Source organism: Bradyrhizobium sp. KB893862 SZCCT0404 (genome assembly GCF_018130885.1).
Lineage (GTDB): Bacteria > Pseudomonadota > Alphaproteobacteria > Rhizobiales > Xanthobacteraceae > Bradyrhizobium > Bradyrhizobium stylosanthis.
Genome location: NZ_JAFCLT010000003.1, coordinates 632,545 through 657,508, shown reverse-complemented (window position 1 = coordinate 657,508; position 24,964 = coordinate 632,545). Strand labels below are relative to the sequence as shown.

Here is a 24,964-nt window from a genome sequence, read left to right as displayed (position 1 = left end):
AGCAGGTTATCCTTCGATACCCACCCGGTTTGATCTCGAAATTTGACCTCGACGAAGTTGTCCGAGACGTTTCCCGTGCCAACGACAGTCATGTTCCCGAACAGGCCCCGTATGGCTGTGCCGCCGGGCTTATCGAGTAGATCGGGAAAGCCTGTAACCAGATAAACCGTCATGTTGATCCCAATCAGTTTCTATTGCGGCAACTTGCTCATGAGAGCGGCGGTGATATGCGTGCTCAACTGCGGCGCAACGTCGTTCAACCCGGACGCCGTGCGGACCGCCCGGACCTTGTCGCGCAAATCCTTGCTATCGAGTGCAGGCGAGCCCGTAAGCGGGTTTCCGGCAGTCGACTTCGTCAACGCGGTGATCAGATTGGTGAACGACTTTGCGCTCGATTCCTTTTTCTTGGGCGATTGCGTATTTGCAAATACGATTCTCTCGAAATAATTCCTCGCTGCGTTGCAGTTCAACTGTTTGTTGATGGCGAGACGCTCAATGCGGTCGATGATGCCATCGGCCTTCGGCGGAGCACCTTCTCCGTCATCGCTCGCCTCATAAATTGCAACGAGCTCTCTGATAAGATCCTTCCGGGGCAGACCGATGTCCTTGTTCTTGTCGAAACAAAGCGCGTTCAAGGTGGTTTCCGTTTCGGCCTTGCTCAGGTCCTTTTCGGCGAAGAACGGCGCAACATCGGCATCAGGCGGCACGACCGTAGCGCGCTTCTGCTGCTGCACCACGCTCGCCGGCGTGAACGGCACGCCCGCGCTCCTGGGCGAGATCAGCGAACCCTTTTCCAGCCCGTCGGCGCCATTGCGCTCGAACGTGGCGATGGTGTTGTTGATCTCGGTCTCGATCGTCATCGGCATGCACAGGCGCAGATAGGAGCGCAGCGCATAGAGGGCGGCCGGCCTGCTGACGATGGCGACCGCCTTGGTCGTCGTCGTGCCGATCAGCCGATCGCGATACTCCTTCTGCCGGCTCAGCACGACGGCCTGAATCGTCGAGTGCGGCATGGTGAGGATCAGGCGCGACTGGACATTGGTGAACGTGCCGGCCGCGAGCCCGAAAGCGGCACCGGCGATGGTGATCGGATTGGCGCCGACACCGGTGGACCGCATGATCGTCTGCGCCGTCGCGCTGGCCAGCGCCAGCTCGTTGAGCACCGGCTCGCGCGAGCGCTGCGCATCGTCGAGCCAGGCCAGATAGGCGTCGCAGCGCTGGTCGATGTCGTTCATGCCGGCCTGGACGAACAGCCACCATGTCGCCGCATCGTATGGATTGGGGCCGCAGCTGGTCACGCCATCGAAAGCCGTCGGCAGAATTCCGGCCTGCTGGCAGATCTCACCGACATAGGCATTCTGCAGGTCGGTCTGCGCCGCGACATCGGCGGGATAGAGCCTGGTGCCGACGCCCTGCGTGGAGCTCAGGTCGCAGCCGGCGGACAACAGCGCCATCGCGAGACACGCCGCCCACCTCACAACATAGCGCATGCACGCCCCCGTCTCAGCAAAGTGACTTGTCGTCGAGATCATCGCCTGGTGTTCCGGTCCTCGGCTCCTCGGAGTGCTCGTGCTCCTCGGCAGCGTTCAAATTGGCCGTGACGATCGTGAAGGCGTCCTGGACGTCGTCGACGACGTCGCGGCGACCCGTGTTGATGTTGCGGATCTGCACCCGCCAGCGAGCCTTGCCGCTGCCGTCGAGCGCCTCCCGCCAGAATCGCAGGATGAAAACCGGATCAAGCAGTGGTCTTTGCAAGCTCATGCCGCGACGTTGGCATGGTCCGAACTCGGAACGATCCGGCGATGATCTCGGGATTGACGGTGACCAATCCCGGTCGGCCTGCGGACGGCTCGCGGAGAGATCGTCCGTTGATCACGGCGCCATCACGGCACGACCGCGCGGCCGCGCAGGCGTACGGTCGGCGCCGACCGCATCCGTTCTACGATGTCGCTGATAGTGAAGAAGTGCTCAGCTCAGGGAGCGCTGCCGGCCATCGGTGCCGAACAACCGCGCGCGCAAATGCTGCAGGGTTTCGACATCGTGCAGGTTTCTGATCTCTTCGATGGTCGCTCGCGTGGCCGGAAGCGGCGAGATGCCAAGCTCCTTCCGGATCAGGCCGATCCAATGATCGTAATATCGAATGGCGTCGTTGCGTCGCTCGTCGAGCGCGAGCACGATCAGGAGGTAGCGCACCAGCTCCTCCCTGTAGGGATCGAAACGAAGCGCGTGACGGGCGAGCTGGATGGCCTCGTGATGACGGCCCTGCTGTCCAAGATGCCGGACGACGATGAGGGCGGTCTGGACGAAAACGGAATGGAGCCGCTCACGCTCCTCCAGCACCCAATCGGCCTCCTCTCCATCCAGGAACGGTCCCTCGTAGCGGTACAGGACCGACAGGATGTCCTTGATTCCGCACGGCTCGAGCTCGGCCACGGAGCTGAGCGTCGTCTGGGCGGTCTGCAGCAGGGCCCAGGTGTCGACGTCGAGCCAGGCGGACTTTTCCAGGATGGTCTCGGGGCCCACGGTCCTGAGATGGTTGTCCCTCGTGCATTCGGGTGACGACGCCAGCAGTTTCCGCAGGCGCCAGACTGCCGAGTTCATGGCCCGGCGTCCTCTCTCGGCGTCCATATCCGGCCAGAACAGGTCGATCAGTCTTTCGCGGCGATGCGGACGATCCGGGAAAGTGAAGAGAAAACCGGCCATCCGCCGCCCGGCTGGTCCGAGTTCTGCCCAAATATGTTCGTGGTTACTCGCAACTCGGCTGGACCCGAGCAGGCTGATCGTCAACACGGCCGCCCCCAACGCACACTTAAAAATGGTCTTTTAGAAATTCACCCTAAAATTGTAGCCTGACGAAACTCTGCCGAGAGTCAAGCTCCCGATTGCAGATATATCTATGATTGTGTCTGCCGTGCATCGCAGGTCCGACGTGGATTCGGCCAAGGCTAGTTTGCCGGGCGGTGCGAGGTTGTGCGAGGTCATGATGCAACTCGCTGCCCGGCGTGATATCCTTGCCTCGGGACGGGATCGACCGTCCTCGCATCCGGAAAGGGACATGGTCATGACGTTGTCGTCACGCTTCGTTGCACGTCTTTCTGTCACGCTGCCGTCGGTCGCGCTCGTGCTGCTTTGCCAGGGCGGCGCGGCCATGTCGCAACCGACGCCCACCGACACCCAGATTCCAGGCATCGCGGTGGAGGCGCCGAAGCAGATGGCGAAGCCGCACAAGCCGGCACATCGCGCCGCCAGCCGCAGCACCAGGTCCGCCGCGACCTCGCCGGTCCCGGCAACGGTCCCGGCTGCACCGACGTCGGATGCCGCAAAGCTCGCCAAACTCGCCGCCGCCACCGGCAGCTGTGTCGGTGGTTGCCAGTCGAGCTTCAAGACCGCCACTCAGCCCTGGGTCGGCTGCAACGCGACGGGCGGCGTGTACTCGGCCACGTGCCGCAACGTCGGCAACTACAAGAGCTACGACGAGTGCAAGGAAGCCGGGCGCATCACCGGCTGGCGGTCGGGCGAGACCTCGGCCTATTGCAGCAGCGTGGCGCTGGCGGCGGGCTGGCGTTGACGTGGGCTCAAGGGCGCACGAGGTTCGCCCGCGCATGGATCGTCACCGCGTGATCGTCGGCACATATCATTCCGGCCGATCGATCTAGCCTGATGTCAGGTGGCTCGCAGTGATCCACCTGGCAAAGGACCAGACTCATGCGCAATACCATTCTCGTGGCTCTCGCGGCGATCACCGTGGCAGGCGTGGCGACGCCGTCGAGCGCGCGCACCATCGTCCGCGACCATCGCGATCCGCCTGTTGTGCGCGACCACCGCGATCAGCCGATCGTGCGGGACCATCGCAAGCAGCCCGAGATTCGTGATCATCGCCACTAAGCGCGCCCCGGAGGCGGAGCCGAACCAGGCCGGTTCGGCTCCGCTTCGCGTTCATGCTCTCGAAGGGTGGGAGTTTCGCTGCGCGGCCTAGCGCGCCACCTTAGTGAGGTTGGCCAGGCTCGCCGCCAGCTCGTCGCTCCGGAATGGTTTCGTCAGCCGCGACAGATCCGGCGTGATGCCTTCGTTGTTGGCGTAGCCCGAGACGACGAGGATCTGCAGCTCGGGATATTGCTTGCGCAGGGCGAGGCCGAGATCCGTGCCGCTCATGCCCGGCATGAGATGGTCGGTGACGAGCAGGTGCGGCCGAAGGCCCTGCCTGACATATTGCAGGGCATCCTCCGCCGAGCCCGCCTCGACCACCCTGTAGCCGAGCTCGCTCAGCATCTCGGCGGTGCTCATGCGCACCAGTGGTTCGTCGTCCACGAGGAGTGCCGTGCCGGCGGCAAGCGGCTGAAGGCTCGGCTCGGGGACGGCATCGACCGTGCCCGGGGTCGCGTAGCTCACCGGCAGCCACAATTCCACCGTCGTCCCCGATCCCACGGCACTGGTGATCGTGAGCGCGCCGCCAAGCTGCGACGCAAGGCCGTGGACCATCGACAGGCCGAGACCCGTGCCTTGTCCGACGCCCTTGGTCGAGAAGAACGGCTCGACCGCGTGAGCCAGCGTGTCCTCGTCCATGCCGATGCCGGTATCGACGACTGCGATGCAGACATAGGTGCCCGGCATCAGTCCCGATTCGTGCGGACGTTCGACCCTGCGCGCCTTGGCCGAGATGCGCAGCTTGCCGCCGTCGGGCATGGCATCCCGCGCATTCACGCTAAGATTCAGGATCGCCATCTCGACCTGGTTGGGATCGGCCATCGCCTCGGGAAGGCCTTCCGGTGCGTCCACCGTCACCTGGATCTGCGGTCCGGTCGTGCTCGAGATCAGATCGCCCATGTCGGCGACGAGCCGGCTGATATCGACCGGCACGGCCTGGAGCGGTTGCCTGCGGGCGAAGGCGAGAAGCCGCTGCACCAGCGTCTTGGCGCGCTCGGCCGCCTGCGCCGCGCCGGCGATCAGGCGGTGCTCGCGCTCGCCGCCGATGCCCCTGCGCTGGAACATGTCGAGCAGGCCGACGATCGGCGTCAGAAGATTGTTGAAGTCGTGCGCGACGCCGCCGGTGAGCTGGCCCATGGCCTCCATCTTCTGGGCCTGGCGCAGCGCCTCCTCCGCCTGTGCGAGCCGCGCCTGTTCCTCGAGGCGATCGGTCACGTCCATGCCGGTCAGGAACGCGCCGGTCCGCGTGCCATCCGGCGCACGCAGCGCCTCGAACTTCATCTCGTAGACGCGGCGGTCGAAGCGGGCGTCGCCGAATTCCTCGATGGTGGTGAAGGCTTCGCCGCCCAGCGCGCGGCTCCATATCGCCGTGGCCGCAGCGAGGTGCTCGGGCCGGTCGGCGAGGAATTCATGCAGGCGTTCGCCGACCTTCGGCCGCTTGCCGTAGATGCGCTCATAGGCATCGGCGCAGGAGGCGTTGATGGCGAGCCAGCGATAGTCGAGATCGAGGGCCTGGATCTGCCCGTCGGTGGTCTCCACGATCGTGGCGAGCAGGTGCCGCTCGGCGGTGCGCTCGGCCACGCGCTGCTCGAGCGTGGCATTGAGCTCCCTGTAGCGCGCCTCGCTGGCCCGCAGCTGGGTCTCGCCGAGAACACGCTCGGTCGTCTCGGAGACGATGCAGAGCACGCCGCCGACCGAGCCGTCGTCGTCAGGTATGGCCGAGTAGGAGACGTCCCAGTAACTCGTCTCGCCGTAGCCATGGCGCTCGACGTAGAAGGGGCGGTCCTTTGCGGCGAAGGTTGTCCGCGTCCGGCGGACGCCGGCCAGCAGCGGTTCGAGATCGTCCCACAGCTCGCCCCAATTCTCGATCGCCGGACGGCCGAGGGCGCGGGGATGATTGGCGCCGATGCCCGGCGCATAGGCGTCATTGTAGAGCGCGACGAAATCGGGCCCCCAGAACAGGACGATCTGGGCCTGCGCCGCCAGCAGCATGCCGACCGTCGTCTTGAGGGCCTGGGACCAATGATCGGGGGAACCGAGCGGCGAGCCCGACCAGTTGAGGGCGCGCATCATCGCGCCCAGCTCGCCACCGTCGGCGAGGAAGCTCACGTCAGTTGACTGCCGAGCAGCTTTCTCAGACAGCACCGGACTCCCCGCGACGCTAGACATGGGCGGCCTTGCCCACACCGAGCCCGTATTTCGAGGGCTCGACGGCCGACAACGCCCGGCACGGCCTCCAGTTCCATTCCGGTAGTTTTGCGCCGGCCTTGTGCTATTGCTGCCCCCGCAACGATGCGAGGTCCCCCATGCTCCCCATTCCCGCCGACATCTTCACAGAGCCCGAGGACGTCTCGCCCGACGCCCTTGCCAATCTCGGCCCGCTTCGCCGCCTTGCCGGAACGTGGCAGGCGAACAAGGGGATCGACATCAATCCGAAGGCGGAGGGGCCGGAGCGGCGGACCTTCATCGAGCACATCCGGATGGACCCGATCGACCCCCAGGCCAACGGCCCGCAGCTGTTCTATGGCCTGCGCTATCACATCCACATCAACACGCCGGAAGAGGATATCACCTTCCACGACCAGGTCGGCTACTGGCTGTGGGAGCCCGCGACCGGGCTGATCATGCAGACGCTGGCGATCCCGCGCGGGCAGGTGCTGCTGGCCTCCGGCAAGGCCGGACCGGACGACAGGAAGATCGCGGTCACCGCCAAGCGCGGCGACACCGCTTACGGCATCTGCTCGACCGACTTCCTGGAACAGGCCTTCCGCACCGACTCCTATCGCTGCGACATCACCTTCAACGACGACGGCAGCTGGACCTACCTGATCCAGACCGAGTTGTTCGTCCGCGGCGCGCCGTTCAACCATCACGACACCAACACGCTTCAGCTCATCGCGCCGCCGAAGCTCAACCCGCTCGCCGTGATCGTGAATGATCGCGCCAAGAGCGGTGGCCCCGCGAGCTGAGACGCTGTCCGGAGATTTGCATGAAGCCGTATGTCATCTGCCTGATGCACTCGAGCCTCGATGGCCGCACGCATCCGAGCCGCTGGCGCCCGAAAGGCGCCGGCACGGACTGGTTCGAGAAGATCCATGAGGAGCTCGGCGGCGATGCCTGGGTGATCGGCCGCGTCACCGGGTCGGAGTTCGCCAAGGGCAAGCCCTATCCCGAAATCTCGGGCGAAAAGTTTTCGCGCGAGAACTGGTTCGCGCGGCGCGATGCCAAGACCTACGGCGTCGTGCTCGATGCACAGGGCAAGATCGGATGGGGCCGTTCCGACATCGGCGGCGATCCGATCGTGGCGGTGCTGACCGAGAGCGTGCCGGATTCGCATCTCGCAGGGCTGCGCGGCGAGGGCGTGTCCTACATCTTCGCGGGCAAGTCCGAGATCGATCTGGCGCTGGCGCTCGACATCCTCAACCGCGAGCTGGGAGTGAAGCGGTTGCTGGTCGAGGGTGGTGGCGTCGCCAATGGCGCCTTCCTGCGTGCCGGTCTCATCGACGAATTCAACCTGATCCTCAGCCCCGCCATCGATGGCGCCAGCGGCGCGCCGTTCGTGTTCGATTCGACGGCTGCGGACGGCGGCAAGCGCGCGCCGCTCACCGCGATGACGCTGGAGAGCGTGCGGGAGCTCGGCGGCGGCGTGCTGCTGCTGCGCTATCTGATCAAGAACGATCCGCACGAATCTGCTGGGTGAAGCGCCGGTCATGTCTGACATCTCAGAGCACATCGTCATTGTCGGTGCGGGGGCGGCTGGCCTGGTTGCGGCGCGCGAGCTTGCGCGCCGCGGCAAGAAGGTGACCATCCTCGAAGCACGCGAGCGCTGCGGCGGGCGCATCCATCCGCTGCCGGTGGAGCAGTTCGGCTACCCCGCCGATGGCGGCGCCGAATTCATTCATGGCGAAGCGCCGGTCACGCGCGCGCTGCTGCGCGAGGCGGGGCTGTCCGCCCAGGAGATCGAAGGCACGCAATGGAGCTTCGACGGCACGGGGCTCTCGCACGAGGAACGCCATGATCCGCATGAAGCGGAGCTGCACGCCGTGCTCGGGGATCTGAAGGACGACCTCACCGTCGCCGATTTCCTGCGCCGTCATTTTGCCGGGCCCGAATATGGCCGGCTGCGCCATTCCATCGAGCGCATGGTCGAAGGCTACGATGCCGCCGATACGGAGCGCGCCTCGATCCTGGCGTTGCGCGAGGAATGGATGGACGGCGGGCATCATTCGCAGGCGCGGATCGTCGGCGGCTATGGCGCGCTGATCGAATTTCTGGTGGAGGAGTGTCGCAGGCACGGCGCCACGATCCGCCTCGGCTGCGCGGTGTCGGCGATCGCGGAGGAGCGCGGCGCGCTCGCGGTCCGCTGTGCCGGCGGTGACGTGCATTGCTGCGATCGCGCGATCGTCACCGTTCCGTTGCCGTTGCTGCGGGACATCGCTCTGCCGGCGTCTGCGCGGACCAAGGCCGCGGCCGCCGGCGACATCGGCTTCGGCTGCGTGATCAAAATCCTGCTGCGCTTCGCACGGCCATGGTGGCGCGAGCAGAGGCAGGATCTTGCAGACATGACCTTCCTGTTGTCGGAGCAGACCATCCCGGTGTGGTGGACGCGCTATCCGGACCAGCACCCCGTGCTCACCGGCTGGTTCGGCGGGCCCCGAACGGCGGAGCTGTCGCATCTCGATGAGCGGGAACTGATCGAGGCGGGGCTCTCTTCGCTTGCCGCGATCTTCGGCCTGCCGCACGACGACGTCGCGCGCGAGCTCGTGACTGGGACGGCGACCAATTGGGGGCACGATCCCTTCGCACGCGGCGCCTATTCCTGGGCAACGCCGAAGACGCGCGCGGCGCAGACGATCCTCGCCGGCGCCGACGGCCCGGTGCTGTTTTCCGGCGAAGCGCTCTATCGCGGCCGCGACATGGGGACGGTCGAGGCGGCACTCGCGAGCGGACTGCAGACGGCGGGGATGATCTTGCGCGGGTAAGTCTTTCGCCACGGCCGGGACAAGCCGGCCGTGGCGGGCCGGCAAATGAAAGGCCCGCATCTCTGCGGGCCGTTCAGGTTCACCAGCGGCCGCCGCCGAAGCCGAAGCTCACGCTCGGACCGCCGCCATAATATCCGTACGGTCCGCCGCCGTAATAGCCGTGGTGCCGCGGGTAATAGCCGTAGCTGCGGTAATGCGGGCGATGGTAGCCGTGGTGGTGCTGGCGCCAGTGATGATGCTGGCGGTGGCCATGATGATGGTGCCTGTGCTGCGCGCTGATGTCGGTCGGCGCCCGCGCGTTCTGTTTCGCGCTTGTGTTGTTGGCCGCGTTTGCCGCCGATCCGCCGGCAAGCGCCGCAGCACCGATAGCGATCGCGGCAATGAGATACTTCATGTCGTCACTCCAGTTGATGTCGTGTGACAACAGATGGGTGTTCGATGCGTTCCGGCGAGTGCGGGCGTCGAAACGACGCAGCGCGCGAGGCTTGAACGATGCGAATGAACGCGCGTCGTGAGATTTATTGTCGCATCGTCTGGATTGATCGCATCGTTGCCATCACTTCGCCGCGAACGGTGCGATCACATCGGCGGTCGTGACGATGCGCGCGAATTCGCCGTTGAGATTCGACAGCGTCATCGCATGGATCGCTTCGGCGGAATGCGCATCGCCGTCGGGGCCGATCCGGTCGAACGTCCAGGTCGCATCGCGCACGAGACGCGCATCGAAGCCGAGATTGCCGGCCATCCGCGTCGTCGTTTCCACGCAATGATTGGTGGTGGCGCCGCAGATGACGAGTGTCGTGATGCCGGCCTCGCGCAGGCGCTGCTCGAGGTCGGTGCCGATGAAGGCGCTGTTGACCTGCTTGACGATGACGGGCTCGCCGTCCTGTTCGCGTGCCTCGTCCTTGACGGCGTAACCGGGGCGCGACGGCAGGAACGAGGAATTCGGCCTGGTGCCTTCGTGGCGGATGTGGAAGATCGGCGCGCGGCTGGTCCTGAACGCCGCGAGCAGATCGGCGATGCGCGCGACCGCATCGGGATTGTTGCGCCGCTTGCCCGCCGCCTCCCATTCATCGAATGCGCGCTGGACGTCGACGACGATGAGGGCGGGGAGGGGCGTGGGCATGGTGGGCCTTCAGACGTTTGTCGAGCCGACTATGCGCAGCGACCGGGAGGGCGCAATGCCAATCTTCCCTCGTTTCGCGACGTGACCCGTAGCCCGGATTAGCGAAGCGATATCCGGGGCCGCTGATCCCGCATGTCGCTGCGCTCATGCGGACTACAGGACCTCCCTACGGGTGCGGATCGGGAAAGCCGTGGCGTTCGGAGAGCGCGGCAAGGATGGCATCCTTGTCGGCGATGAAGGCACGGCCCTGATGGCTGCCGGTCTGGTGCGGCGAGGTCGTCCCGTCCGCCAGGACAAGCAGGGGCAGCGACTGATTTTCCGCGCCGACCAGCGCGATCACCGCCTGCCTCGGCTTGGGCCACGCAATGCGCTCGACGTCGAGCCTTTCGGCAAGGGCCGGAAACGAGGCGAGTACGCCCTCGATCAGCGCGCAATGCCAGCAATAGAAGAGTTGCCCCGGATAGGCGGGGTCCTCGAAGCCGTGCCGCAGCAGGAACAGGCGGTCGCGAATCATGGATCGCTCCGGGGCATGGCCGCCTTGCCGAGGATCAAGGCAGCAAGGACTGGCCGGCCTAGTGTCGAAGTCCCAGATTGAGGTGGAATCAATCGGGCCAGGAAAGGACGCCATGCCGGGGCCGGTCAGTCAACCGCAGACGCTCGCAGACGTCAGGACATTGCCGGAGCTGCTGCGCTGGCGCATCAAGGCGACGCCTGCGGCGGAAGCCTATCGCCATTTCGACGCCAGGGCCGCGCGCTGGGTCAGCCAGTCCTGGCACGAGATCGACGCGGAATTCGAGACTTGGCGGCGGGCGCTTGCGGCCGAGGGCCTTGCGCCGGGTGAGCGTGTCGCCATCCTGATGCCGAACGGCATTCCGCACATTGCGATGGACCAGGCGGCGCTGTCGCGTGGGCTCGTCCCGGTCCCGATGCATGCGGTCGACAACCCCGACAGCATCGCCTACATCCTCGCCGATTCCGGCGCGCTGCTGCTGTTCGTGGATACACTTGAGCGCTGGCAGGCGATTGTCGCCACCGGCCAGCCGCTCGATCATCTCAAGCGCGTCGTCTGCGCCGATGCAGACGGGCTGATCACGCCTGATGCGCGCATCGTCGGGCTCGACCATTGGCTGGCACAAGCACCGGTCGCAACCGCGCCGCTGGCCGATGTCGCAGTGGAGTCGAACGATCTTGCCGCCATCGTCTATACCTCCGGCACGACCGGGCGGCCGAAGGGCGTGATGCTGACCCACGACAACGTGATCGCCAATGTGCAGGCGATCGCGCGGCGGATCGCCGCCGAACCGCACGATGTCTTCCTGTCCTTCCTGCCGCTGTCGCACACCTTCGAACGTACCGGCGGCTATTACTATCCGGTCGCCGCAGGGGCCTGCGTCGCTTATGCGCGCTCGGTGCCGCTGTTGTCGGAAGATCTGCGGCATGTGCGGCCGACGGTGCTGATCTCGGTGCCGCGGATCTATGAGCGCATCTACGCGCTGATCATGCAGCGTCGCGCATCGGGTCGCGCCATCGAGCGGGTGCTGCTCGACCTCACGATCGCCGTCGGCGGCCGGCGCTTCGATGCGCGGCAGCGGCGCGGCCCGCCGCCGCTGCCGGATCGGCTGCTCTGGCCGCTGCTGAAGCGGCTCGTCGCCGACAAGGTGCTGGCGCAGCTCGGCGGCAGGCTGCGCGTTGCGGTCTCCGGCGGCGCGCCGATCGCCGAGCCGGTCATTCGCCTGTTCCTCGCGCTGGGCCTCGACGTCCTCCAGGGCTACGGCATGACTGAAACCTCGCCGGTGGTTTCCGTCAACACGCCCGAGGTCAACGATCCGCATTCGGTCGGCCATGTGCTCGACGGTGTCGAGGTCAGGCTGGGCGAGAATGACGAGCTGCTGGTCCGCGGCCGCAGCGTGATGCTCGGCTATTGGCGCAAGCCTGACGAGACCCGCCGCGTGAAGCAAGCCGACGGTTGGCTGCATACCGGCGACCAGGCGCGCATCGAGAACGGCCGCATCACCATCACCGGCCGCATCAAGGACATTCTCGTTACATCCACCGGCGAGAAGATCGCGCCGGTTGATCTGGAGACCGCGATGCTCGCCGATCCCCTGTTCGAGCAGGCGCTGGTGGTCGGCGAGCAGCGCCCCTTCCTCACCGCGCTGGTCGTGCTCAACGCCAAGGCCTGGGCGCAGGAGAAGGAAACCTTGGCTGCGAGCGGCAAGAAAGGCGGCGCGGCGGAGCGGGCCGCGCTGCTGGCGCGGATCGCGGCGGCTGTGAAAGCCTATCCGTCCTACGCGACGCCGCGCGCGGTGTGGTGGACGCTGGAGCCCTGGACCATCGCCAGCGGTCTGCTGACGCCGACGCTGAAGAACAAGCGCCCCGCGCTGGAGCGCCGCTTCGCGAGCGAGATCGATCAGATCTACGCGAAGAAGCCGCGACAATAACGTCGATGTGATTCCCGCCTCTCGCCTCGCTTGATCCAGCGCAACTTTGCCTGCGCCCCGCCATGCAATGTCGCTTCGAACGTGGAATTGCAATCGAGGCAGGTCATGAAGGCGTATTTCATCGGTGGTGGCATCGGATCGCTCGCGGGCGCGGCGTTCCTGATTCGCGACGCTCAGCTGCCGGGGCGCGATATCGTGATCTACGAGGCGCAGCCGCTGGTCGGCGGCAGCCTCGACGGCGCGCTGCTCGCCAGCGGCGCCTATTCGCTGCGCGGCGGGCGCATGCTCACCACCGATCACTACGAATGCACCTGGGACCTGCTGTCGAGCATTCCCTCGCTCGAACATCCCGGCCTCAGCGTGCGCGACGAGACCATCGCGTTCAACCTGGAGAATCCGGCGCATTCGCAAGCGCGGCTGGTCGACCGCAACCGCTTCAAGATCGACGTCACCCATATGGGCTTTTCGGCGCGCGACCGGCTCGAGCTGCTGCGGCTCACCGAGGCCTCGGAGGAGACGCTCGGCAACAGCCGCATCACCGACTGGTTGTCGCCGAAATTCTTCGAGTCGAATTTCTGGTACATGTGGCAGACCACCTTCGCCTTCCAGCCCTGGCACAGCGCGGTCGAGCTGAAGCGCTATCTGCACCGCTTCATGAACGAGTTTCCGCGCATCGAGACCCTCGCGGGCGTCAAGCGCACGGTCTACAATCAGTATGACGCGATCGTGCGGCCGCTCGCCGATTGGCTGAAGCGGCAGGGTGTGCAGTTCGTGCGCGGTACCCGCGTCACCGACATGACGCTCGAGGACGAGGGCGGGCGCGTCCGTGTCCGCCAGCTCATGCTCGACCGCGATGGCCGCACCGCCAATGTCCGCCTCGATGACGGCGACCTTGTGTTCTTCCAGAACGGCTCGATGACGGATGCCTCGAGCCTGGGCACCATGATCGAGCCGCCGCCGCACCTGACCGGGAAGGACAGCCAGGGCTGGGCGCTGTGGGAGAGCATCGCGCAAGGACGTCCCGAATTCGGCAACCCGTCCGCGTTCAACACCTCGATTCCTGAATCCTACTGGCTGTCCTTCACGGTCACCTGCCGCGACTCGGGCTTCTTCGACAAGATGGAGGCGTTCTCCGGCAACAAGGCCGGCACCGGCGGGCTGGTCACGTTCAGGGATTCCAACTGGCTGATGTCGGTCGTGCTGTATCACCAGCCGCATTTCGCGGGCCAGCCGAAGGACGTGCAGGTGTTTTGGGGGTACGCGCTGCATCCCGATCGCGTCGGCAATTTCGTCGGAAAGCCGATGTCCGATTGCGGCGGCGCCGACATCCTGCACGAGCTGTGCGGGCACCTGAATTTCGATCGTGCATTGTTCGAGACTGCGACCTGCATTCCCTGCCGCATGCCCTACATCACCAGCATGTTCATGCCGCGCAATCTGACCGACCGGCCGCTGCCGGTGCCCAAAAATTCGGTCAACCTCGCCTTCGTCAGCCAGTTCGTCGAGATCCCCGACGACGTCGTCTTCACCGTCGAATATTCGGTGCGCGCGGCGCAGATGGCCGTCTATCAGCTGATGAAGCTCGACCGGCCGGTGCCGCCGGTGACCCGTCACGACAAGTCGCTCGCGGTGATCTTCGCGACGCTGGAGAAAGCGTTCGCCTGAGCCGGGACGGCGTCGCCGGCACATACGGCAGTTGCTATCGCGCCGCTGCCAGCGGCAGGCTGACGTGAAAGACGGCGCCGCCTCCCGGCGCGTTTTCAGCCCAGATGCGGCCGCCATGTGCCTCGATGATCGTATGCGCGATCGAGAGGCCGATGCCCATTCCTTGCGCCTTGGTCGTGAAGAACGGCTTGAATATGTCGGTGACCTTCTCCGCGAGGATGCCGTCGCCCGTGTCGGCGATGGAGACGACGGCCAGATTGCCGTCGGCGAGACTGGTGCGGCCGACGACGCGGCGCCGATCGTCCGGAAGATGGGCCACGGCATCCATGCCGTTCACGACGAGATTCAGGATGGCCTGCTGGAGCTGAACCTTGTCGCCTTTCACGCGGATGTCCACTGGCGACGGCTGCGTCACGAGCTCGACATCATGGGTCAGGGCCTGCACGGAGAGAAATCGGAAGACCTCGCCGACCGTCGCATTGAAGTCGAGCTCGCGCCGTTCGGTCGGGTCCCGCTTCAGGAACGAGCGCAGCCGGCCGATGACTTCGGCCGCCCGCTGATCGTCGCGGCGGATGTGGTCCAGTATGTCCTTGATCTCCCGGAGGTCGGGCGTTGGATGCTTCAAGATCTGCTGGGCCGTTTCGGCATTGATGAGGATGGCGGCGAGCGGCTGGTTCAGCTCGTGGGCGAGCGAGACGGACATCTCTCCCGCGGTCGCGCGGCGGTTCATGTGGGCGAGCTCGGACATGCGCTGGCGTGCCTCGACCTCGGCCACGAAGCGCAGGCGGCGCTCGCGCAGCAGGATGGTGATCATCAGCGCCTGCACCAGCATCACGCTCGCGACGATCAGGGAGTGCCAGTAGTACTGCGCCCAGAAGCTCGGTTCGCGGAAACGAATCTCGCTGCCGGGGGGCAGGTTGGCTTCGTCCACGTTCCAGCGCTTCAGCTCCCGCGAATCGAAGACCGGCTTCACGTTATTCCCGCCGAACGGTGCGATGCTCTGGGGCGATTCGCCATCGAGAATCCGCATCGCCAGTTCGCCGGCTTCCCGCCCGATGATTTCGGGCATCAGCAGGAAGCCGCCCACGCCCGCCCGTCCGAGGAACGTGTCCGACGTGATGATGATCGGGCGGTTCGCATTCTCGGCAACGCGCGCAAGCGCCGCCGCGGGGGAATAATAGGTGCCTTCGCCGTCGGAATACATCGCCGAGGTCAGGATCGCCGAGCGGTCGGGCAGGGCAGCGACCTGCTTGCGGACGTCGCGCAGCACCGCGCCGGAGAGGTCGGTGACTTCGAGATCGGGCATTGCCGCCGCGAAGTCCTGCTTCCAGTGCCCGTATGTCAGCGGGTTCTTCCAGGCCTCGCCCACCAGGACGACGCGGGTCAAGTCGGGAACGACGGCGCGCGCGGCGGTCAGGAGCTGCGCGGGTCTCACCCTCGCGAAGACGGCGGTCGAGTTGGGCAGAAACAGCGCGCGCGTCTCGGGCAGATCGGGCACGAAGCCGTAGACGACCGGTGCGGCCGGCCAGATCTCCTGCTTCCGTCGCTGCAGGAATTTTGCCGAGGAGACGCCGATCGAGACGATGACGTCGATCGGCCGCTGCGCATATTTGGTCTTGAGGTGACCGATCAGGCTCTCTTCGTAATCCTGTCCCGGGAAGCGGGCGAGATCTAGGCTCTCGCCGAAGATCACCGTGTGGGCATTTCCGTTCTGCTTCGCGGCGGCACGGATGCCGGCAAAGATCTCGAGATAGAACGGCGAGCGGAAATCGGCTTCTTCCAGCACCAGGATCGAACGCTGCCTTGGGCCGTCGGCTGCGATGCATTCACGCGACAGGCTTGCGAGCAGGCAGACGATCAGGATGCGCACGAGCCCGGCGATCACACGCATTGTTGCACTCTCGGCCCCGCCTCCGGTTGCAATCGCACCTCCTCGATGAGGACGCGCGCGCGAGCATACAAGCCTGACCTGAAGTTTCAACGGAGCGATGCGCAGCCGACAGTGCGATCACGCAATGCGGGGCGAGTGCCGCTACTTGAACGGGTCCTGGATCGACGGCGACGATTGCCGGATACGGCGCACGCTCACCGGCGTACCGTCGGAGACGAACAGCAGTTCATATCGGCGGCCTTCATTGTCGGTCGCCGTGCAGGTGACGTCGTTCACCTTCTTCGCTGCGAAGTTGCCGGTCTGGCGGCAAACACCGGTGGAGGCCTGTTCGGCCGGTACCGGCAGACCGTCGACCTTGGGCCGGTCCTTGGAGTTGAGCAGCATGCGGTCGATCGGCAGCTCGTAGGAATTGTCGTCGGCACGCTTACCGTTCTCGCCGGAGAACGACACGACGTGGTTCTCGTCGTTCGGATCGTCCACGGCGACCGCGAAATTGACCCGGCCCTTGTCGGCATGGGCATAGGCCACGGCCTTGCAGGCATAGGTGCGGCCCGCGACCGTCAGCGTCTTGCAGTGGCCGGACATCAGCGCCAGCAGGTCGATCAAGGCGGTTTGCTGGGCCGGCGGATTGTTGACCGCAATGGGTTTGGAATCTTCGGCGAAACAAGGACTTGTCCAAGCACTTGCCGAAGCCACGGCGAACGCTGTGAGGGTTGCTGCGAGGACCGGTCGGCGAAGGCGCATCGTCAGGCTCGTATGCCAGTGGACCACGGATAACGGGATCGCGGCGAAGGTCCGCTTCATAACCATCGAATCGCAAATTGGTTGCGACCCCGTTCGCGCTGCCGTCTGGAATACCACCGCACCACCCCTGGCGATTCGTCCAAATCGCCCCATCGTCCCGGCGGGCACTTGCCGCCAGGCCGGTGTTTTTTTCGTGGCGAAGGCGGATGGCGGTTATGCCGCCTGCTTCATGGTCCGGGCAAAAGCGGGATAAGTCTCGGCGAGCTCGTCGAGAATCTTTCCGTGCAGCAGCTCCAGGGTGGCGGCGTCGGGCCGCGGCGTCTCGCGTACGACCTCCGGCTCGGTATAGTCGAAGCCGGTGTTCTCCCGGATGTCGGCCGGCGTGAACGGCGCGTGCACCGAGCGCAAGGCGAACCTGCCTGCGTCGCGATCGAAATCGAACAGCGCCATGTTGGTCAGAAGCGCATGGGGGCCGCCGCGGCGGGGTACCTCAGGGGTAACCGCCCTGGCGCTGACGAAGTCGACCTTCGGCACGAACACGCGCGGCGAATGCTCCTCGCGAAACAGGATCACGCGCGGGATCAGGTGATAGAGATAGGCCGAGCCGAACGAGCCGGGCCAGCGCACGTCGGTCTTCGGGTAGTCACCGGTACCGACGAGGTTGATATTGCCCGCGCCGTCGATCTGGCCGCCGCCGAGAAAGAACGCGTCGACCCGGCCCTGCGCGGCGCAGTCGAACAGCTCGACGCCGCCATTGGTGAAGAAATTGTGCCGCTGCGAACCCAGGATCGAGATGCGCACCGGCGGCTTGCCACAGAGTTCGTTGCGCGCGCGCAGCAGCATCGCGCCGGCCGCCGGAATCGGCGACGACGCGCCGACCGCGACGTGGCGGATGCCGTCGAGCAGATCGGCGATGGTGGCGATGAGGATTTCGCGGCGTTCGTGTTCGGAGGCCATGGCGTCAGGCCACCTGCTTGCGATGGGACAGGAACGTCGAGAGATAGGCGCGGAAGCCGTCCTCGCTGCGCGCCATCGCCACGTAGCGCGCGATCTCGGCCTCGTCGGCGGGATATTCGTCCCATAGCGCCAGCGGCCAGGCGCCGCTCTCGGCCACCGCGATGGCGTCGACATAGATCGAGGGCAGCACGCCGGCGGCGGACTCTTCGGTCTCGAACAGATCGTGGTCGACGATGCGCTCGACGGTGACCAGCGTTCGCTTGGCGGCATAGGCCATGGTGGCGAGCTCGCGGAAGCGGCCGATCCTGACATTGCCGGCACGGTCGGCCTCCGGTGCATGAAACAGCGCGACGTCCGGCTCGATGGCGGGCACCACCACCACCTTGCGCGGTTCGCCGACCGGACTGTCGATCACCTTCCAGTCGGGCCGCACCTCGAGCAGATCGCTGCCGATGATGCCGGCGATCGGCATGAAGGGCACGCCGTGCTGCGCCGCGATCAGGCCGGCGTGAATCGCGGGGCAGGTGGCATCGCGGAGCGTCACGGTGCCGGCTCGCACCGCAGCGCCGAAACGCGGCGCGCCGCCGGCTTCGCCGAGCGAGATGGCGCTGGTCTCGAGCGTCTTGACGGCGCCTGCGCCGATCAGGAGATCGGCCTGCATGCCGCTGATGGGGACGCAGACCAGATGAAGATCGTCGATGCCGGCCGAGATGATCGCCGCGGTCGCGGCCATCGCGACACCGGAGCGGTCCACGGGAACGGCGAGCGTTTGCCCCGATGCCACGCGCGCGGCCAGCGCTTCCAGCGCAACGATCTCGGTCATGGGCGTCCTCCGGTGTTTTCCTGATCCTGCCTCAAGCCATCGCCGCCTGCCAGCGCGTATCGCGCATGGAGGGACGGCGGTGCAGGCGGGCGTCGAGCAGGGTGCGTGCGCGCGAGAGGTCGCCGCTGCGCATCAGCGCGACGATGAAGGTGTCCTCGATCAGCTCGCGCTGGGCGTGGCTGCCGCCGATGCGGACGACCTCGCCAAGGACGGGCGCGAGCGCTTGCACGCAGGCTGCATGATCCTCATCCGCGAAGGCCGCCAGGGCCCGGCAGATCGCCGGCACCACGGGGCCGGCCGGCAGCTTGCCCTCGGCGAGGCGCTGTTCGATGACGGCGAGCCGGGCGGCAAGCGCCTCGCGGTTCTGGGTTGCGGCGGCGAACAACGCCATGTGGACGTCGGCGAACGGCAGGCTCGATTTCGGAAACAGTTTTTGTGCGGCGCCGTCGGCTTCCAGCCACAGCGCCTGCGGCACGGAATGACCGTAGGCCGCAAGGCGCCAGAGCAGCGAGGCGCTGTCGGTGACGATGTTGAGCGGCGGGGCCTGCGTCGCCGAAGGCTGCAGCACGTCGGCGTAGATCCTGAGCGCCTTCGCCGCATCGCCGTGTTCCAGCGCGCCGAGCGCCTGGTGCCAGAGGATGTGGCCGTGCAGGATGCCGGCGCGGCCGTAAGTGGGGATCCACTCGTCGACGAGGCGGTCGGCCTCGTCGATCGAGCCGTCCTCGAACATCGCGTGCAGCACCGCGTGCGCGGCGTGGGCGTTGGCGCGGCGCAGATTGAAGCCACGCTCGGTGACGGCGCGGCCGCGCGCGACGTCGCCGTTCTCGGTCATCGCCCAGCCGGACATGGTGAGGAACCACCAGTCCTCGTCGTAGTGCCGCGCGACGCGCTCGCACAGTTCGTGCCTTGCGCGGTCGTGGTCGGGCATGCCTGAGAAGGCGAACAGGCCGAAGGCGCCGAGCGGCAGCGACAGCACCACGGCATCGCGCGGCCATGCCTCGACATGCCGGGACATCGCGGCGATGGCGTCGGGCAGCCGGCCCTCGATCGCCAGCGCCAGCGTCTCGACATGCGAGCGCTCGCGCTCAGTGCCACGCGTGGCGACGATCTCTCTCGCGCGCGCGGCCTTCTGCCGCGCGAGGTCGCCCTGCTGGTAGAAGGCATGCACGCGGGCGCGGGCGATCTGGGCAAGCGCGAAATCCGGATCCGCCGCAATCGCGCGTTCCAGCGTCTCCGCCGTGCCGGTCCAGCCCGCGAGCATGAGGTCGACGCCCTCGCGATAGGCGGATGCCGCCTCATCGGATGCGGTGGAAAGCGGCAGTCCGTAGCGATCCTCATGCGCCATCGTGGTCTCCCGATGTTACGTCGTTCGCGCGCGGCGGCCCTCGATCGGATAGGCCGGGTCGTTGTAGCCCGGCGTTGACGGATGGCCCGGAACGACCAGCCGGTCGACAAGCGCTTCGTCATCGGCGGTGAAGCGATAGTCGAGCGCGCTGATGTAGCCGTCCCACTGCTCCTCGGTGCGCGGCCCCGCGACGATCGAGGAGACGAAAGCGGAGTTCAGCACCCAGCCGACCGCGAACTGGCCGGCAGTGATGCCCTTCTTCTCGGCGTGAGCCTTGATCTCCTGCGCGAGCTGGAGCGATTCCGGCCGCCATTCCGTCTGCATCATGCGGGTGTCGTTGCGGCCCGCGCGTGTCTCCTTGTCGGGGGCTGCGTCGGGCCTGTACTTGCCGGTGAGCACGCCGCGCGCGAGCGGGCTGTAGGGCACGATGCCGAGGCCGTAATAGGAGCAGGCCGGAAAATGCTCGACCTCGGGCATGCGGTTCATCGCGTTGTAATAGGGCTGGCTCACCGCGGGACGGTCGATGCCGAGCCGGTCGCAGATGTTGCAGATCTCGGCGACGCGCCAGGCGCGGTAGTTCGAGACGCCGAAATAGCGCACCTTGCCCGCGCGGATCAGATCGCCCATCGCGCGCACCGTCTCCTCCAGCGGCGTCGCATGGTCTTCCTTGTGCAGATAATAAATGTCGATGTGATCGGTGCCGAGCCGCTTCAGGCTTTCGTCGGCCGCCTGCAGCACCCAGCGCCGCGACAGGCCGACGCGATTGGGATCGTCGCCCATGGGATTGGCAAGCTTCGTCGCGAGCACCCAGGATTGGCGATGGCCGGCGATGGCGCGGCCGACGACTTGCTCGGACGCGCCTTTCGAATAAGCGTCGGCGGTGTCGATGAAATTGATGCCGGCGCCGCGCGCCTTGTCGATGATCCGCTTCGATGCGGCCTCATCGGTCGGCCCGCCGAACATCATGGTGCCCAGGCAGATCGGCGAGACTTTGAGGCCGGTGCGGCCGAGCTGGCGGTATTGCATGGGCTATTTCCTCGATACTTCGATGGAGGGCACCATAGCCGCCCAGTTCCGTCATTGCGAGCGCAGCGAAGCAATCCAGAACTGCGTCCGCGGAAAGATGCTGGATTGCTTCGCTGCGCTCGCAATGACGGTGTAGGGTACGCCGGTGCTCTGCAATCGGTGTCATCTGGATTCCCCGCCTGCGCGGGGAATGACAGCGGTGGGTGTGGTGGCAATGCGGGCCGTCTGACGCGTACCTACCCCGGCCCCTTCAAGATCTTGAACACGCCATTCGCCATCACGATGCAGCGATCGTCCACCGTCACCTCGGTGCTCATGAAGATCAGGCTGCGCGTCGAGCGCACCACGCGGGGGCGGGAGATCAGGATGTCGCCGATCTGGCCGGCTTCGACGAAATGGGTGTCGAGCTGCACCGTCGCCATGTATTCCTTGCCGGAGCTGTAGCGGGCGGCCATGCCGCAGGTGCGGTCGGCGAAGGTCATCATCACGCCACCCTGGACCATGCCGCGGCGATTGTGGTGCTTGTCCTCGGTGGCGAGTGCGAATTCGTATTGGCCGTCGACCTTGCGCTCCCACAACGGGCCGATCAGGTGCATGAAGCCGGTGGTCTCCAGGATGCTCCAGCCCTCTGATTTGAGCCTTGCGGCGGCCTTGCTCGTCATCTCTCCGTCCATCCCTGCAACGCTGTCTCTCCTCGTTTCATCAGATGCGGTCCTGGTGTAGTCAAGCATCATGAGAGCTTTCGACGATGCCACCAGACGGAATATCGCAGAGGCCTGCGCCGCATTCGCGCGGCTGCCCGAGATGGCCGAGCCGTCGACGCTGAAGCGCGCCGCGGTAGTGCTGGCGCTGACCGAATCCAACGACCGCGACGACACCGCCTTCCTGCTCACCAAGCGCGCATCGAGTCTGCGTTCGCATCGCGGTCAATGGGCGCTGCCGGGCGGTCGCTGCGATGCCGGCGAGACGCCGGTGGAGGCGGCGCTGCGCGAGCTTGATGAAGAGCTCGCGCTCAAGCTTTCAGCCGCCGACGTGCTCGGCACGCTCGACGACTATCCGACACGCTCGGGCTATTTGATCACGCCGGTCGTGGTCTGGGCCGCGGATAGTGCCGCGATCCGTCCGAACCCGGACGAGGTGGCCTCGGTCCATCGCATCGCGCTCGATACGATCGAACGCGACGAGGCCTTCGATTTCACCGCCATCCCCGAAAGCACCCGCCGCGTGATCCGCTTCCATCACCAGATGAGCTTGATCCATGCGCCGACGGCCGCCTTGATCTACCAGTTCCGCGAGGTGCTGGCGGGACGGCACACCCGCGTCACCGACCTGGAACAGCCAGTTTTCGCCTGGAAGTGAGGCAAAGGACGAAAAAAATAAGGTAAACGGCACGTTAACGTGACGGTTACCGGATGCCTGCTAAGAGGGCAGCATGCATCATTCGATTCGAAACCCGCTGACGCTGGTTCCGCTCGCGTTTCTCCTGCTCGCGCCCGCCGCGCGCGGCGGCGAGGCCGACGCGCTGCCGCCGTCCGTCCGCAATGCCAATGCCCAGCTGCTGTCGCAGTTCTTTGCGCAAGGCGGGGCCTCGCCCGCCGTGCTCGAATATCGCCGCAAGCTGCAGGAGTATCAGGCGGCGCGCGCGGCCTTCGACGAGGAGGCCGGCGCCTATTGGAGCCAGATCTCCGAGAAGCGGAAAGGCCGCAACGCCAAGCGGCGCAGCGGACAGCAGGTCACGCTGGACGATTACGTGCTGGAGCATCCGCCGCTCTATACCGGGCCGAAGCGGCCGGTGAATCCGGAGCCGGAAGAAACGCCGGAGCGCCCGACCAAAAAGCCGATCCCCGTCGTTTCCGATCTGCTGCGCGCGGCGCAGGAGCTCTACCAGTTCACGCCGCAGCGCCCGTCCAGCGAGGTCGAGTTCAAGCGCGCCTATGCACGCTACGCGCTGGCGTCGGGGCTGACGCGCGAGCAGGCGGTGCGGGTCTATTCGTTCGAGACCGGCGGCACCGGCAGCTACGACGTGCAGGCGGGCATCGAGCATGGCGGCAAGCGCGCGATCTCGACGGCGATGGGCTACAACCAGCTGCTCACCACCAACAGCGTCGAGCTGCTGGCCGAGCAGGGCCATGAGTTCATCCGTGCGCTCTCGGACAAGGTGGCGCGGACCTCGGGCCCGGCGCGCCAGGGGCTCGAGCACAAGCTCGCGGTGCTGAAGAAAATGGTGGCGCACGCGAAATCGGTGCCCGACACCTGGTCGGAGCACGAGAAGATCGGCAACACCGCGCAGGGCTGGGCCATGCATGCGATGGTGCTCGATATCGACATCGGGCCGATGCTGCAGACCCACAAGCTGCTGACGTCGGTGCTGTTCGCCCGCGCCAAGGGTTACAGCCGTCCGCTCAGCGCGGCCGAGCTCGAGATGATGAACCTCACCGGCGACGGCACCGGCCTCGACATGGTGACGATGCCGCAGGCGATGCGGGAGCAGGTGCCGACCTCGAACTTCTTCCAGCGCGGCGGCTACGAGCGCAACCCGGTCGCGATCCGCCACAACACGGTGGCCAAGCTGCTCGCGGTGACCGACGATCGGATGGATTCGAACAGCAGCAAACCCGGCGCAAGGGAATTGGCAGGGGCGTTCTAGCGACTGGCGGACTGCCGTAGGGTGGGCAAAGGCGCGTTAGCGCTGTGCCCACCATCTGTACATTCTGATCGAAATCGTGGGCACGCTTCGCTTTGCCCACCCTACGGCAGCTTCGCTTGTGGCGAGAGCCGCCCCTACTGATCCGACCCGAACTTGAACTTGCCGTCGCCTTCGAGATACGGGCCGCTGCGCATGTAGAGCTGGCCGTTGTGGCCGATGAAGAACAGCGTGCCTTTCGGCACCTTCTTGGCGCCCTTCAGCAGCTCGCCGGCATTGCTGGTGCCCATCTTGTAGGAGTAGGTCTTGCCCTCCTTGTCATAGGCATAGCCGGTGTCGGGCTTGAGCTCCCAGGGCGTTGGCGCGGTTTGCGCCAATGCGGGTGCTGCGAACGCCGCGAGCGCGGCTGCGATTGCAAATGTCTTCATTGAAAATGCCATGGTTTTCCATCCTCCCCATCCTTGGGGGCCCGTCTTGAACAAATCACGAACGGTATTTTCGGGTCAATTCGCAAAACGCCGCAACGCATCACGTCTTGCCCAGCAGTTTGTGATTTTCCCTTCGTCCCCTCGCGACTATGTTCCGCTTTCCGTCTAGAACGCAATTCGACAAAAATATTGGTGGGGATGATTCGGATGCGCCATGTGATCAAACTTTGCTGGGCTGCTGCATTGTCGCTGACGGCGCTGGCGCCGGCTGCCCGGGCCGACGACTACCAGCTCAGCCATAACCAGCGGATTTCCTGCAGCCGCGGCCTTGCCCCGGGCAAGCTGAACACGGCGACCTGCAAGTCCTACACCTATCTCTTCAACACCAGGACCTCGGAATATTTCCGCTGCCAGGTCTCGCTGGCGCTGACCCGTGACAACAAGGAGGTCATCAACGTCCAGACCGACGGCGGCTGCACCAAGAAGCCGCGCATCTTCGAGACCGACGGCCATTACGATTTCGACGCCACCGAGACCGAGCCGCCGAACACCAACTCGTTCTTCGGCCCCGGCGGCTACTCGATCTGGGCCGCCGACATGAACGCGCAGAAGATCCGCGGCTGCATCACCATCTCCTCCGGCCTCGGCTCCGACATCTCCAAGTGCCTGGATATGACCTTCCAGTGAGGGTGCGCCAGCGAGAGGAGCGCCCGAACGCCTCCTCGTAGGAGATGCGCTCGCTCCCCCGCCTGCGGGGGAGGGTTCGGGAGAGGGTGTTTCCGCAACGGGACAATCCCCTAGAGGAGAAAGCCCTCACCCGGCGCTGCGCGCCGACCTCTCCCGCAAGCGGGAGAGGTTGCACCGAGCCTAGGGCACGAGCGATCGCCCCTCACTTGAGCCCGCTCATCATCCTGACTGCGCCACCTCGCCGCACCCGCCGGGTTCCCCAAAAGCCGAGCCGGAACGGC

26 protein-coding genes are annotated in these 24,964 nt (G+C 65.8%); 11 read left to right on the top strand and 15 right to left on the bottom strand.

Annotated elements, in window-relative coordinates:
- Positions 1–191: 191 nt before the first annotated feature.
- The 3 genes from JQ617_RS17090 to JQ617_RS17080 form a co-directional block, all read right to left on the bottom strand.
- A complete protein-coding gene (locus JQ617_RS17090; RefSeq protein WP_212027304.1) occupies positions 192–1,490 on the bottom strand; it encodes a hypothetical protein in 1,299 nt (432 codons plus the stop codon).
- A gap of 13 nt (positions 1,491–1,503) precedes the next feature.
- Positions 1,504–1,761 carry a hypothetical protein gene (locus JQ617_RS17085; protein ID WP_212027303.1) on the bottom strand — a complete coding sequence of 86 codons (258 nt, stop codon included), beginning with the start codon at positions 1,759–1,761 and terminating at the stop codon, positions 1,504–1,506.
- A gap of 207 nt (positions 1,762–1,968) precedes the next feature.
- Positions 1,969–2,787 (bottom strand): AfsR/SARP family transcriptional regulator, encoded by an 819-nt coding sequence (locus JQ617_RS17080; protein WP_212027302.1) that lies wholly within the window; start codon positions 2,785–2,787, stop codon positions 1,969–1,971.
- 274 nt (positions 2,788–3,061) lie between these two features.
- Here JQ617_RS17080 and JQ617_RS17075 point away from each other — a divergent pair, with 274 nt between their 5' ends.
- Positions 3,062–3,568, top strand: a complete 507-nt coding sequence (locus JQ617_RS17075) for a hypothetical protein (protein ID WP_212027301.1) — start codon at positions 3,062–3,064, stop codon at positions 3,566–3,568.
- A 137-nt stretch (positions 3,569–3,705) separates the two neighbouring features.
- Positions 3,706–3,885: a hypothetical protein gene (locus JQ617_RS17070; RefSeq protein WP_212027300.1), complete on the top strand. Its 180-nt coding sequence runs from the start codon at positions 3,706–3,708 to the stop codon at positions 3,883–3,885.
- 87 nt (positions 3,886–3,972) lie between these two features.
- Here the strand turns inward: JQ617_RS17070 and JQ617_RS17065 are convergent, their stop codons facing one another.
- Positions 3,973–6,093 carry a hybrid sensor histidine kinase/response regulator gene (locus JQ617_RS17065; protein ID WP_212027299.1) on the bottom strand — a complete coding sequence of 707 codons (2,121 nt, stop codon included), beginning with the start codon at positions 6,091–6,093 and terminating at the stop codon, positions 3,973–3,975.
- A 137-nt stretch (positions 6,094–6,230) separates the two neighbouring features.
- Here JQ617_RS17065 and JQ617_RS17060 point away from each other — a divergent pair, with 137 nt between their 5' ends.
- Genes JQ617_RS17060 through JQ617_RS17050 form a run of 3 tightly spaced genes read left to right on the top strand, consistent with a single transcriptional unit; the run spans position 6,231 to position 8,906 of the window.
- Positions 6,231–6,893, top strand: a complete 663-nt coding sequence (locus JQ617_RS17060; protein WP_212027298.1) for an FABP family protein — start codon at positions 6,231–6,233, stop codon at positions 6,891–6,893.
- A 20-nt stretch (positions 6,894–6,913) separates the two neighbouring features.
- Positions 6,914–7,624 carry a RibD family protein gene (locus JQ617_RS17055; RefSeq protein ID WP_212027297.1) on the top strand — a complete coding sequence of 237 codons (711 nt, stop codon included), beginning with the start codon at positions 6,914–6,916 and terminating at the stop codon, positions 7,622–7,624.
- A 10-nt stretch (positions 7,625–7,634) separates the two neighbouring features.
- Positions 7,635–8,906 carry a flavin monoamine oxidase family protein gene (locus JQ617_RS17050; protein ID WP_212027296.1) on the top strand — a complete coding sequence of 424 codons (1,272 nt, stop codon included), beginning with the start codon at positions 7,635–7,637 and terminating at the stop codon, positions 8,904–8,906.
- 79 nt (positions 8,907–8,985) lie between these two features.
- On the opposite strand, the gene JQ617_RS17045 is transcribed toward JQ617_RS17050, so the two are convergent.
- From JQ617_RS17045 to JQ617_RS17035, 3 genes are all read right to left on the bottom strand, one after another.
- On the bottom strand, positions 8,986–9,300 hold the full coding sequence (locus JQ617_RS17045; protein WP_212027295.1) for a hypothetical protein: 315 nt from the start codon (positions 9,298–9,300) through the stop codon (positions 8,986–8,988).
- A 162-nt stretch (positions 9,301–9,462) separates the two neighbouring features.
- Positions 9,463–10,032: a cysteine hydrolase family protein gene (locus JQ617_RS17040; RefSeq protein ID WP_212027294.1), complete on the bottom strand. Its 570-nt coding sequence runs from the start codon at positions 10,030–10,032 to the stop codon at positions 9,463–9,465.
- A 166-nt stretch (positions 10,033–10,198) separates the two neighbouring features.
- Complete coding sequence (locus tag JQ617_RS17035) at positions 10,199–10,546, bottom strand: DUF3088 domain-containing protein (protein WP_212027293.1); 348 nt, start codon at positions 10,544–10,546, stop codon at positions 10,199–10,201.
- A 112-nt stretch (positions 10,547–10,658) separates the two neighbouring features.
- Here JQ617_RS17035 and JQ617_RS17030 point away from each other — a divergent pair, with 112 nt between their 5' ends.
- Positions 10,659–12,473 carry an AMP-dependent synthetase/ligase gene (locus tag JQ617_RS17030; protein WP_212027292.1) on the top strand — a complete coding sequence of 605 codons (1,815 nt, stop codon included), beginning with the start codon at positions 10,659–10,661 and terminating at the stop codon, positions 12,471–12,473.
- An 81-nt stretch (positions 12,474–12,554) separates the two neighbouring features.
- Complete coding sequence (locus tag JQ617_RS17025) at positions 12,555–14,138, top strand: oleate hydratase (protein ID WP_349630623.1); 1,584 nt, start codon at positions 12,555–12,557, stop codon at positions 14,136–14,138.
- A gap of 34 nt (positions 14,139–14,172) precedes the next feature.
- Here JQ617_RS17025 and JQ617_RS17020 read toward each other — a convergent pair whose 3' ends face one another.
- The 6 genes from JQ617_RS17020 to JQ617_RS16995 form a co-directional block, all read right to left on the bottom strand.
- Positions 14,173–16,029 carry a sensor histidine kinase gene (locus tag JQ617_RS17020; RefSeq protein WP_212027290.1) on the bottom strand — a complete coding sequence of 619 codons (1,857 nt, stop codon included), beginning with the start codon at positions 16,027–16,029 and terminating at the stop codon, positions 14,173–14,175.
- A gap of 141 nt (positions 16,030–16,170) precedes the next feature.
- Positions 16,171–16,773, bottom strand: a complete 603-nt coding sequence (locus tag JQ617_RS17015) for a hypothetical protein (RefSeq protein ID WP_212027289.1) — start codon at positions 16,771–16,773, stop codon at positions 16,171–16,173.
- Between the two features lie 213 nt (positions 16,774–16,986).
- The gene (locus JQ617_RS17010) at positions 16,987–17,730 is read right to left on the bottom strand and encodes a CoA transferase (RefSeq protein ID WP_212027288.1); all 744 of its coding nucleotides are present in this window, start codon (positions 17,728–17,730) and stop codon (positions 16,987–16,989) included.
- Positions 17,731–17,734: 4 nt separating this feature from the next.
- Positions 17,735–18,553, bottom strand: a complete 819-nt coding sequence (locus JQ617_RS17005) for a CoA transferase subunit A (protein WP_212027287.1) — start codon at positions 18,551–18,553, stop codon at positions 17,735–17,737.
- A 31-nt stretch (positions 18,554–18,584) separates the two neighbouring features.
- Entirely contained in the window at positions 18,585–19,898 is a 1,314-nt protein-coding gene (locus tag JQ617_RS17000; protein ID WP_212027286.1) for a tetratricopeptide repeat protein, read from the bottom strand.
- Positions 19,899–19,913: 15 nt separating this feature from the next.
- Entirely contained in the window at positions 19,914–20,924 is a 1,011-nt protein-coding gene (locus JQ617_RS16995) for an aldo/keto reductase (protein WP_212027285.1), read from the bottom strand.
- Between JQ617_RS16995 and JQ617_RS16990 the strand changes: the two genes are divergently transcribed.
- Complete coding sequence (locus JQ617_RS16990) at positions 20,923–21,060, top strand: hypothetical protein (protein ID WP_212027284.1); 138 nt, start codon at positions 20,923–20,925, stop codon at positions 21,058–21,060. The genes JQ617_RS16995 and JQ617_RS16990 overlap by 2 nt on opposite strands.
- A gap of 100 nt (positions 21,061–21,160) precedes the next feature.
- Here the strand turns inward: JQ617_RS16990 and JQ617_RS16985 are convergent, their stop codons facing one another.
- The gene (locus JQ617_RS16985; RefSeq protein ID WP_212027283.1) at positions 21,161–21,586 is read right to left on the bottom strand and encodes a PaaI family thioesterase; all 426 of its coding nucleotides are present in this window, start codon (positions 21,584–21,586) and stop codon (positions 21,161–21,163) included.
- 67 nt (positions 21,587–21,653) lie between these two features.
- Here JQ617_RS16985 and JQ617_RS16980 point away from each other — a divergent pair, with 67 nt between their 5' ends.
- A complete protein-coding gene (locus tag JQ617_RS16980) occupies positions 21,654–22,283 on the top strand; it encodes an NUDIX hydrolase (RefSeq protein ID WP_502754882.1) in 630 nt (209 codons plus the stop codon).
- A 73-nt stretch (positions 22,284–22,356) separates the two neighbouring features.
- Positions 22,357–23,571 carry a hypothetical protein gene (locus JQ617_RS16975; RefSeq protein ID WP_212027281.1) on the top strand — a complete coding sequence of 405 codons (1,215 nt, stop codon included), beginning with the start codon at positions 22,357–22,359 and terminating at the stop codon, positions 23,569–23,571.
- A 134-nt stretch (positions 23,572–23,705) separates the two neighbouring features.
- Here JQ617_RS16975 and JQ617_RS16970 read toward each other — a convergent pair whose 3' ends face one another.
- Positions 23,706–24,008 (bottom strand): hypothetical protein, encoded by a 303-nt coding sequence (locus JQ617_RS16970; protein WP_212027280.1) that lies wholly within the window; start codon positions 24,006–24,008, stop codon positions 23,706–23,708.
- Between the two features lie 195 nt (positions 24,009–24,203).
- Here JQ617_RS16970 and JQ617_RS16965 point away from each other — a divergent pair, with 195 nt between their 5' ends.
- Positions 24,204–24,683, top strand: a complete 480-nt coding sequence (locus JQ617_RS16965; RefSeq protein WP_063693563.1) for a hypothetical protein — start codon at positions 24,204–24,206, stop codon at positions 24,681–24,683.
- The last annotated feature ends 281 nt before the right edge of the window (positions 24,684–24,964 follow it).

Excerpts from the sequence above, each read along its gene's own strand:
- JQ617_RS17055 (WP_212027297.1), top strand. The coding sequence starts at position 6,914 with ATGAAGCCGTATGTCATCTGCCTGATGCACTCGAGCCTCGATGGCCGC.
- JQ617_RS17040 (WP_212027294.1), bottom strand. The coding sequence starts at position 10,032 with ATGCCCACGCCCCTCCCCGCCCTCATCGTCGTCGACGTCCAGCGCGCA.
- JQ617_RS17000 (WP_212027286.1), bottom strand. The coding sequence starts at position 19,898 with ATGGCGCATGAGGATCGCTACGGACTGCCGCTTTCCACCGCATCCGAT.
- JQ617_RS17090 (WP_212027304.1), bottom strand. The coding sequence starts at position 1,490 with ATGCGCTATGTTGTGAGGTGGGCGGCGTGTCTCGCGATGGCGCTGTTG.
- JQ617_RS17085 (WP_212027303.1), bottom strand. The coding sequence starts at position 1,761 with ATGAGCTTGCAAAGACCACTGCTTGATCCGGTTTTCATCCTGCGATTC.
- JQ617_RS17045 (WP_212027295.1), bottom strand. The coding sequence starts at position 9,300 with ATGAAGTATCTCATTGCCGCGATCGCTATCGGTGCTGCGGCGCTTGCC.
- JQ617_RS17070 (WP_212027300.1), top strand. The coding sequence starts at position 3,706 with ATGCGCAATACCATTCTCGTGGCTCTCGCGGCGATCACCGTGGCAGGC.
- JQ617_RS16995 (WP_212027285.1), bottom strand. The coding sequence starts at position 20,924 with ATGCAATACCGCCAGCTCGGCCGCACCGGCCTCAAAGTCTCGCCGATC.
- JQ617_RS17030 (WP_212027292.1), top strand. The coding sequence starts at position 10,659 with ATGCCGGGGCCGGTCAGTCAACCGCAGACGCTCGCAGACGTCAGGACA.
- JQ617_RS16970 (WP_212027280.1), bottom strand. The coding sequence starts at position 24,008 with ATGGCATTTTCAATGAAGACATTTGCAATCGCAGCCGCGCTCGCGGCG.
- JQ617_RS17065 (WP_212027299.1), bottom strand. The coding sequence starts at position 6,093 with ATGTCTAGCGTCGCGGGGAGTCCGGTGCTGTCTGAGAAAGCTGCTCGG.
- JQ617_RS17010 (WP_212027288.1), bottom strand. The coding sequence starts at position 17,730 with ATGGCCTCCGAACACGAACGCCGCGAAATCCTCATCGCCACCATCGCC.
- JQ617_RS17075 (WP_212027301.1), top strand. The coding sequence starts at position 3,062 with ATGACGTTGTCGTCACGCTTCGTTGCACGTCTTTCTGTCACGCTGCCG.
- JQ617_RS17060 (WP_212027298.1), top strand. The coding sequence starts at position 6,231 with ATGCTCCCCATTCCCGCCGACATCTTCACAGAGCCCGAGGACGTCTCG.
- JQ617_RS16975 (WP_212027281.1), top strand. The coding sequence starts at position 22,357 with ATGCATCATTCGATTCGAAACCCGCTGACGCTGGTTCCGCTCGCGTTT.
- JQ617_RS17015 (WP_212027289.1), bottom strand. The coding sequence starts at position 16,773 with ATGCGCCTTCGCCGACCGGTCCTCGCAGCAACCCTCACAGCGTTCGCC.
- JQ617_RS17005 (WP_212027287.1), bottom strand. The coding sequence starts at position 18,553 with ATGACCGAGATCGTTGCGCTGGAAGCGCTGGCCGCGCGCGTGGCATCG.
- JQ617_RS16990 (WP_212027284.1), top strand. The coding sequence starts at position 20,923 with ATGGGCTATTTCCTCGATACTTCGATGGAGGGCACCATAGCCGCCCAG.
- JQ617_RS17035 (WP_212027293.1), bottom strand. The coding sequence starts at position 10,546 with ATGATTCGCGACCGCCTGTTCCTGCTGCGGCACGGCTTCGAGGACCCC.
- JQ617_RS16985 (WP_212027283.1), bottom strand. The coding sequence starts at position 21,586 with ATGACGAGCAAGGCCGCCGCAAGGCTCAAATCAGAGGGCTGGAGCATC.
- JQ617_RS17050 (WP_212027296.1), top strand. The coding sequence starts at position 7,635 with ATGTCTGACATCTCAGAGCACATCGTCATTGTCGGTGCGGGGGCGGCT.
- JQ617_RS16965 (WP_063693563.1), top strand. The coding sequence starts at position 24,204 with ATGCGCCATGTGATCAAACTTTGCTGGGCTGCTGCATTGTCGCTGACG.
- JQ617_RS17020 (WP_212027290.1), bottom strand. The coding sequence starts at position 16,029 with ATGCGTGTGATCGCCGGGCTCGTGCGCATCCTGATCGTCTGCCTGCTC.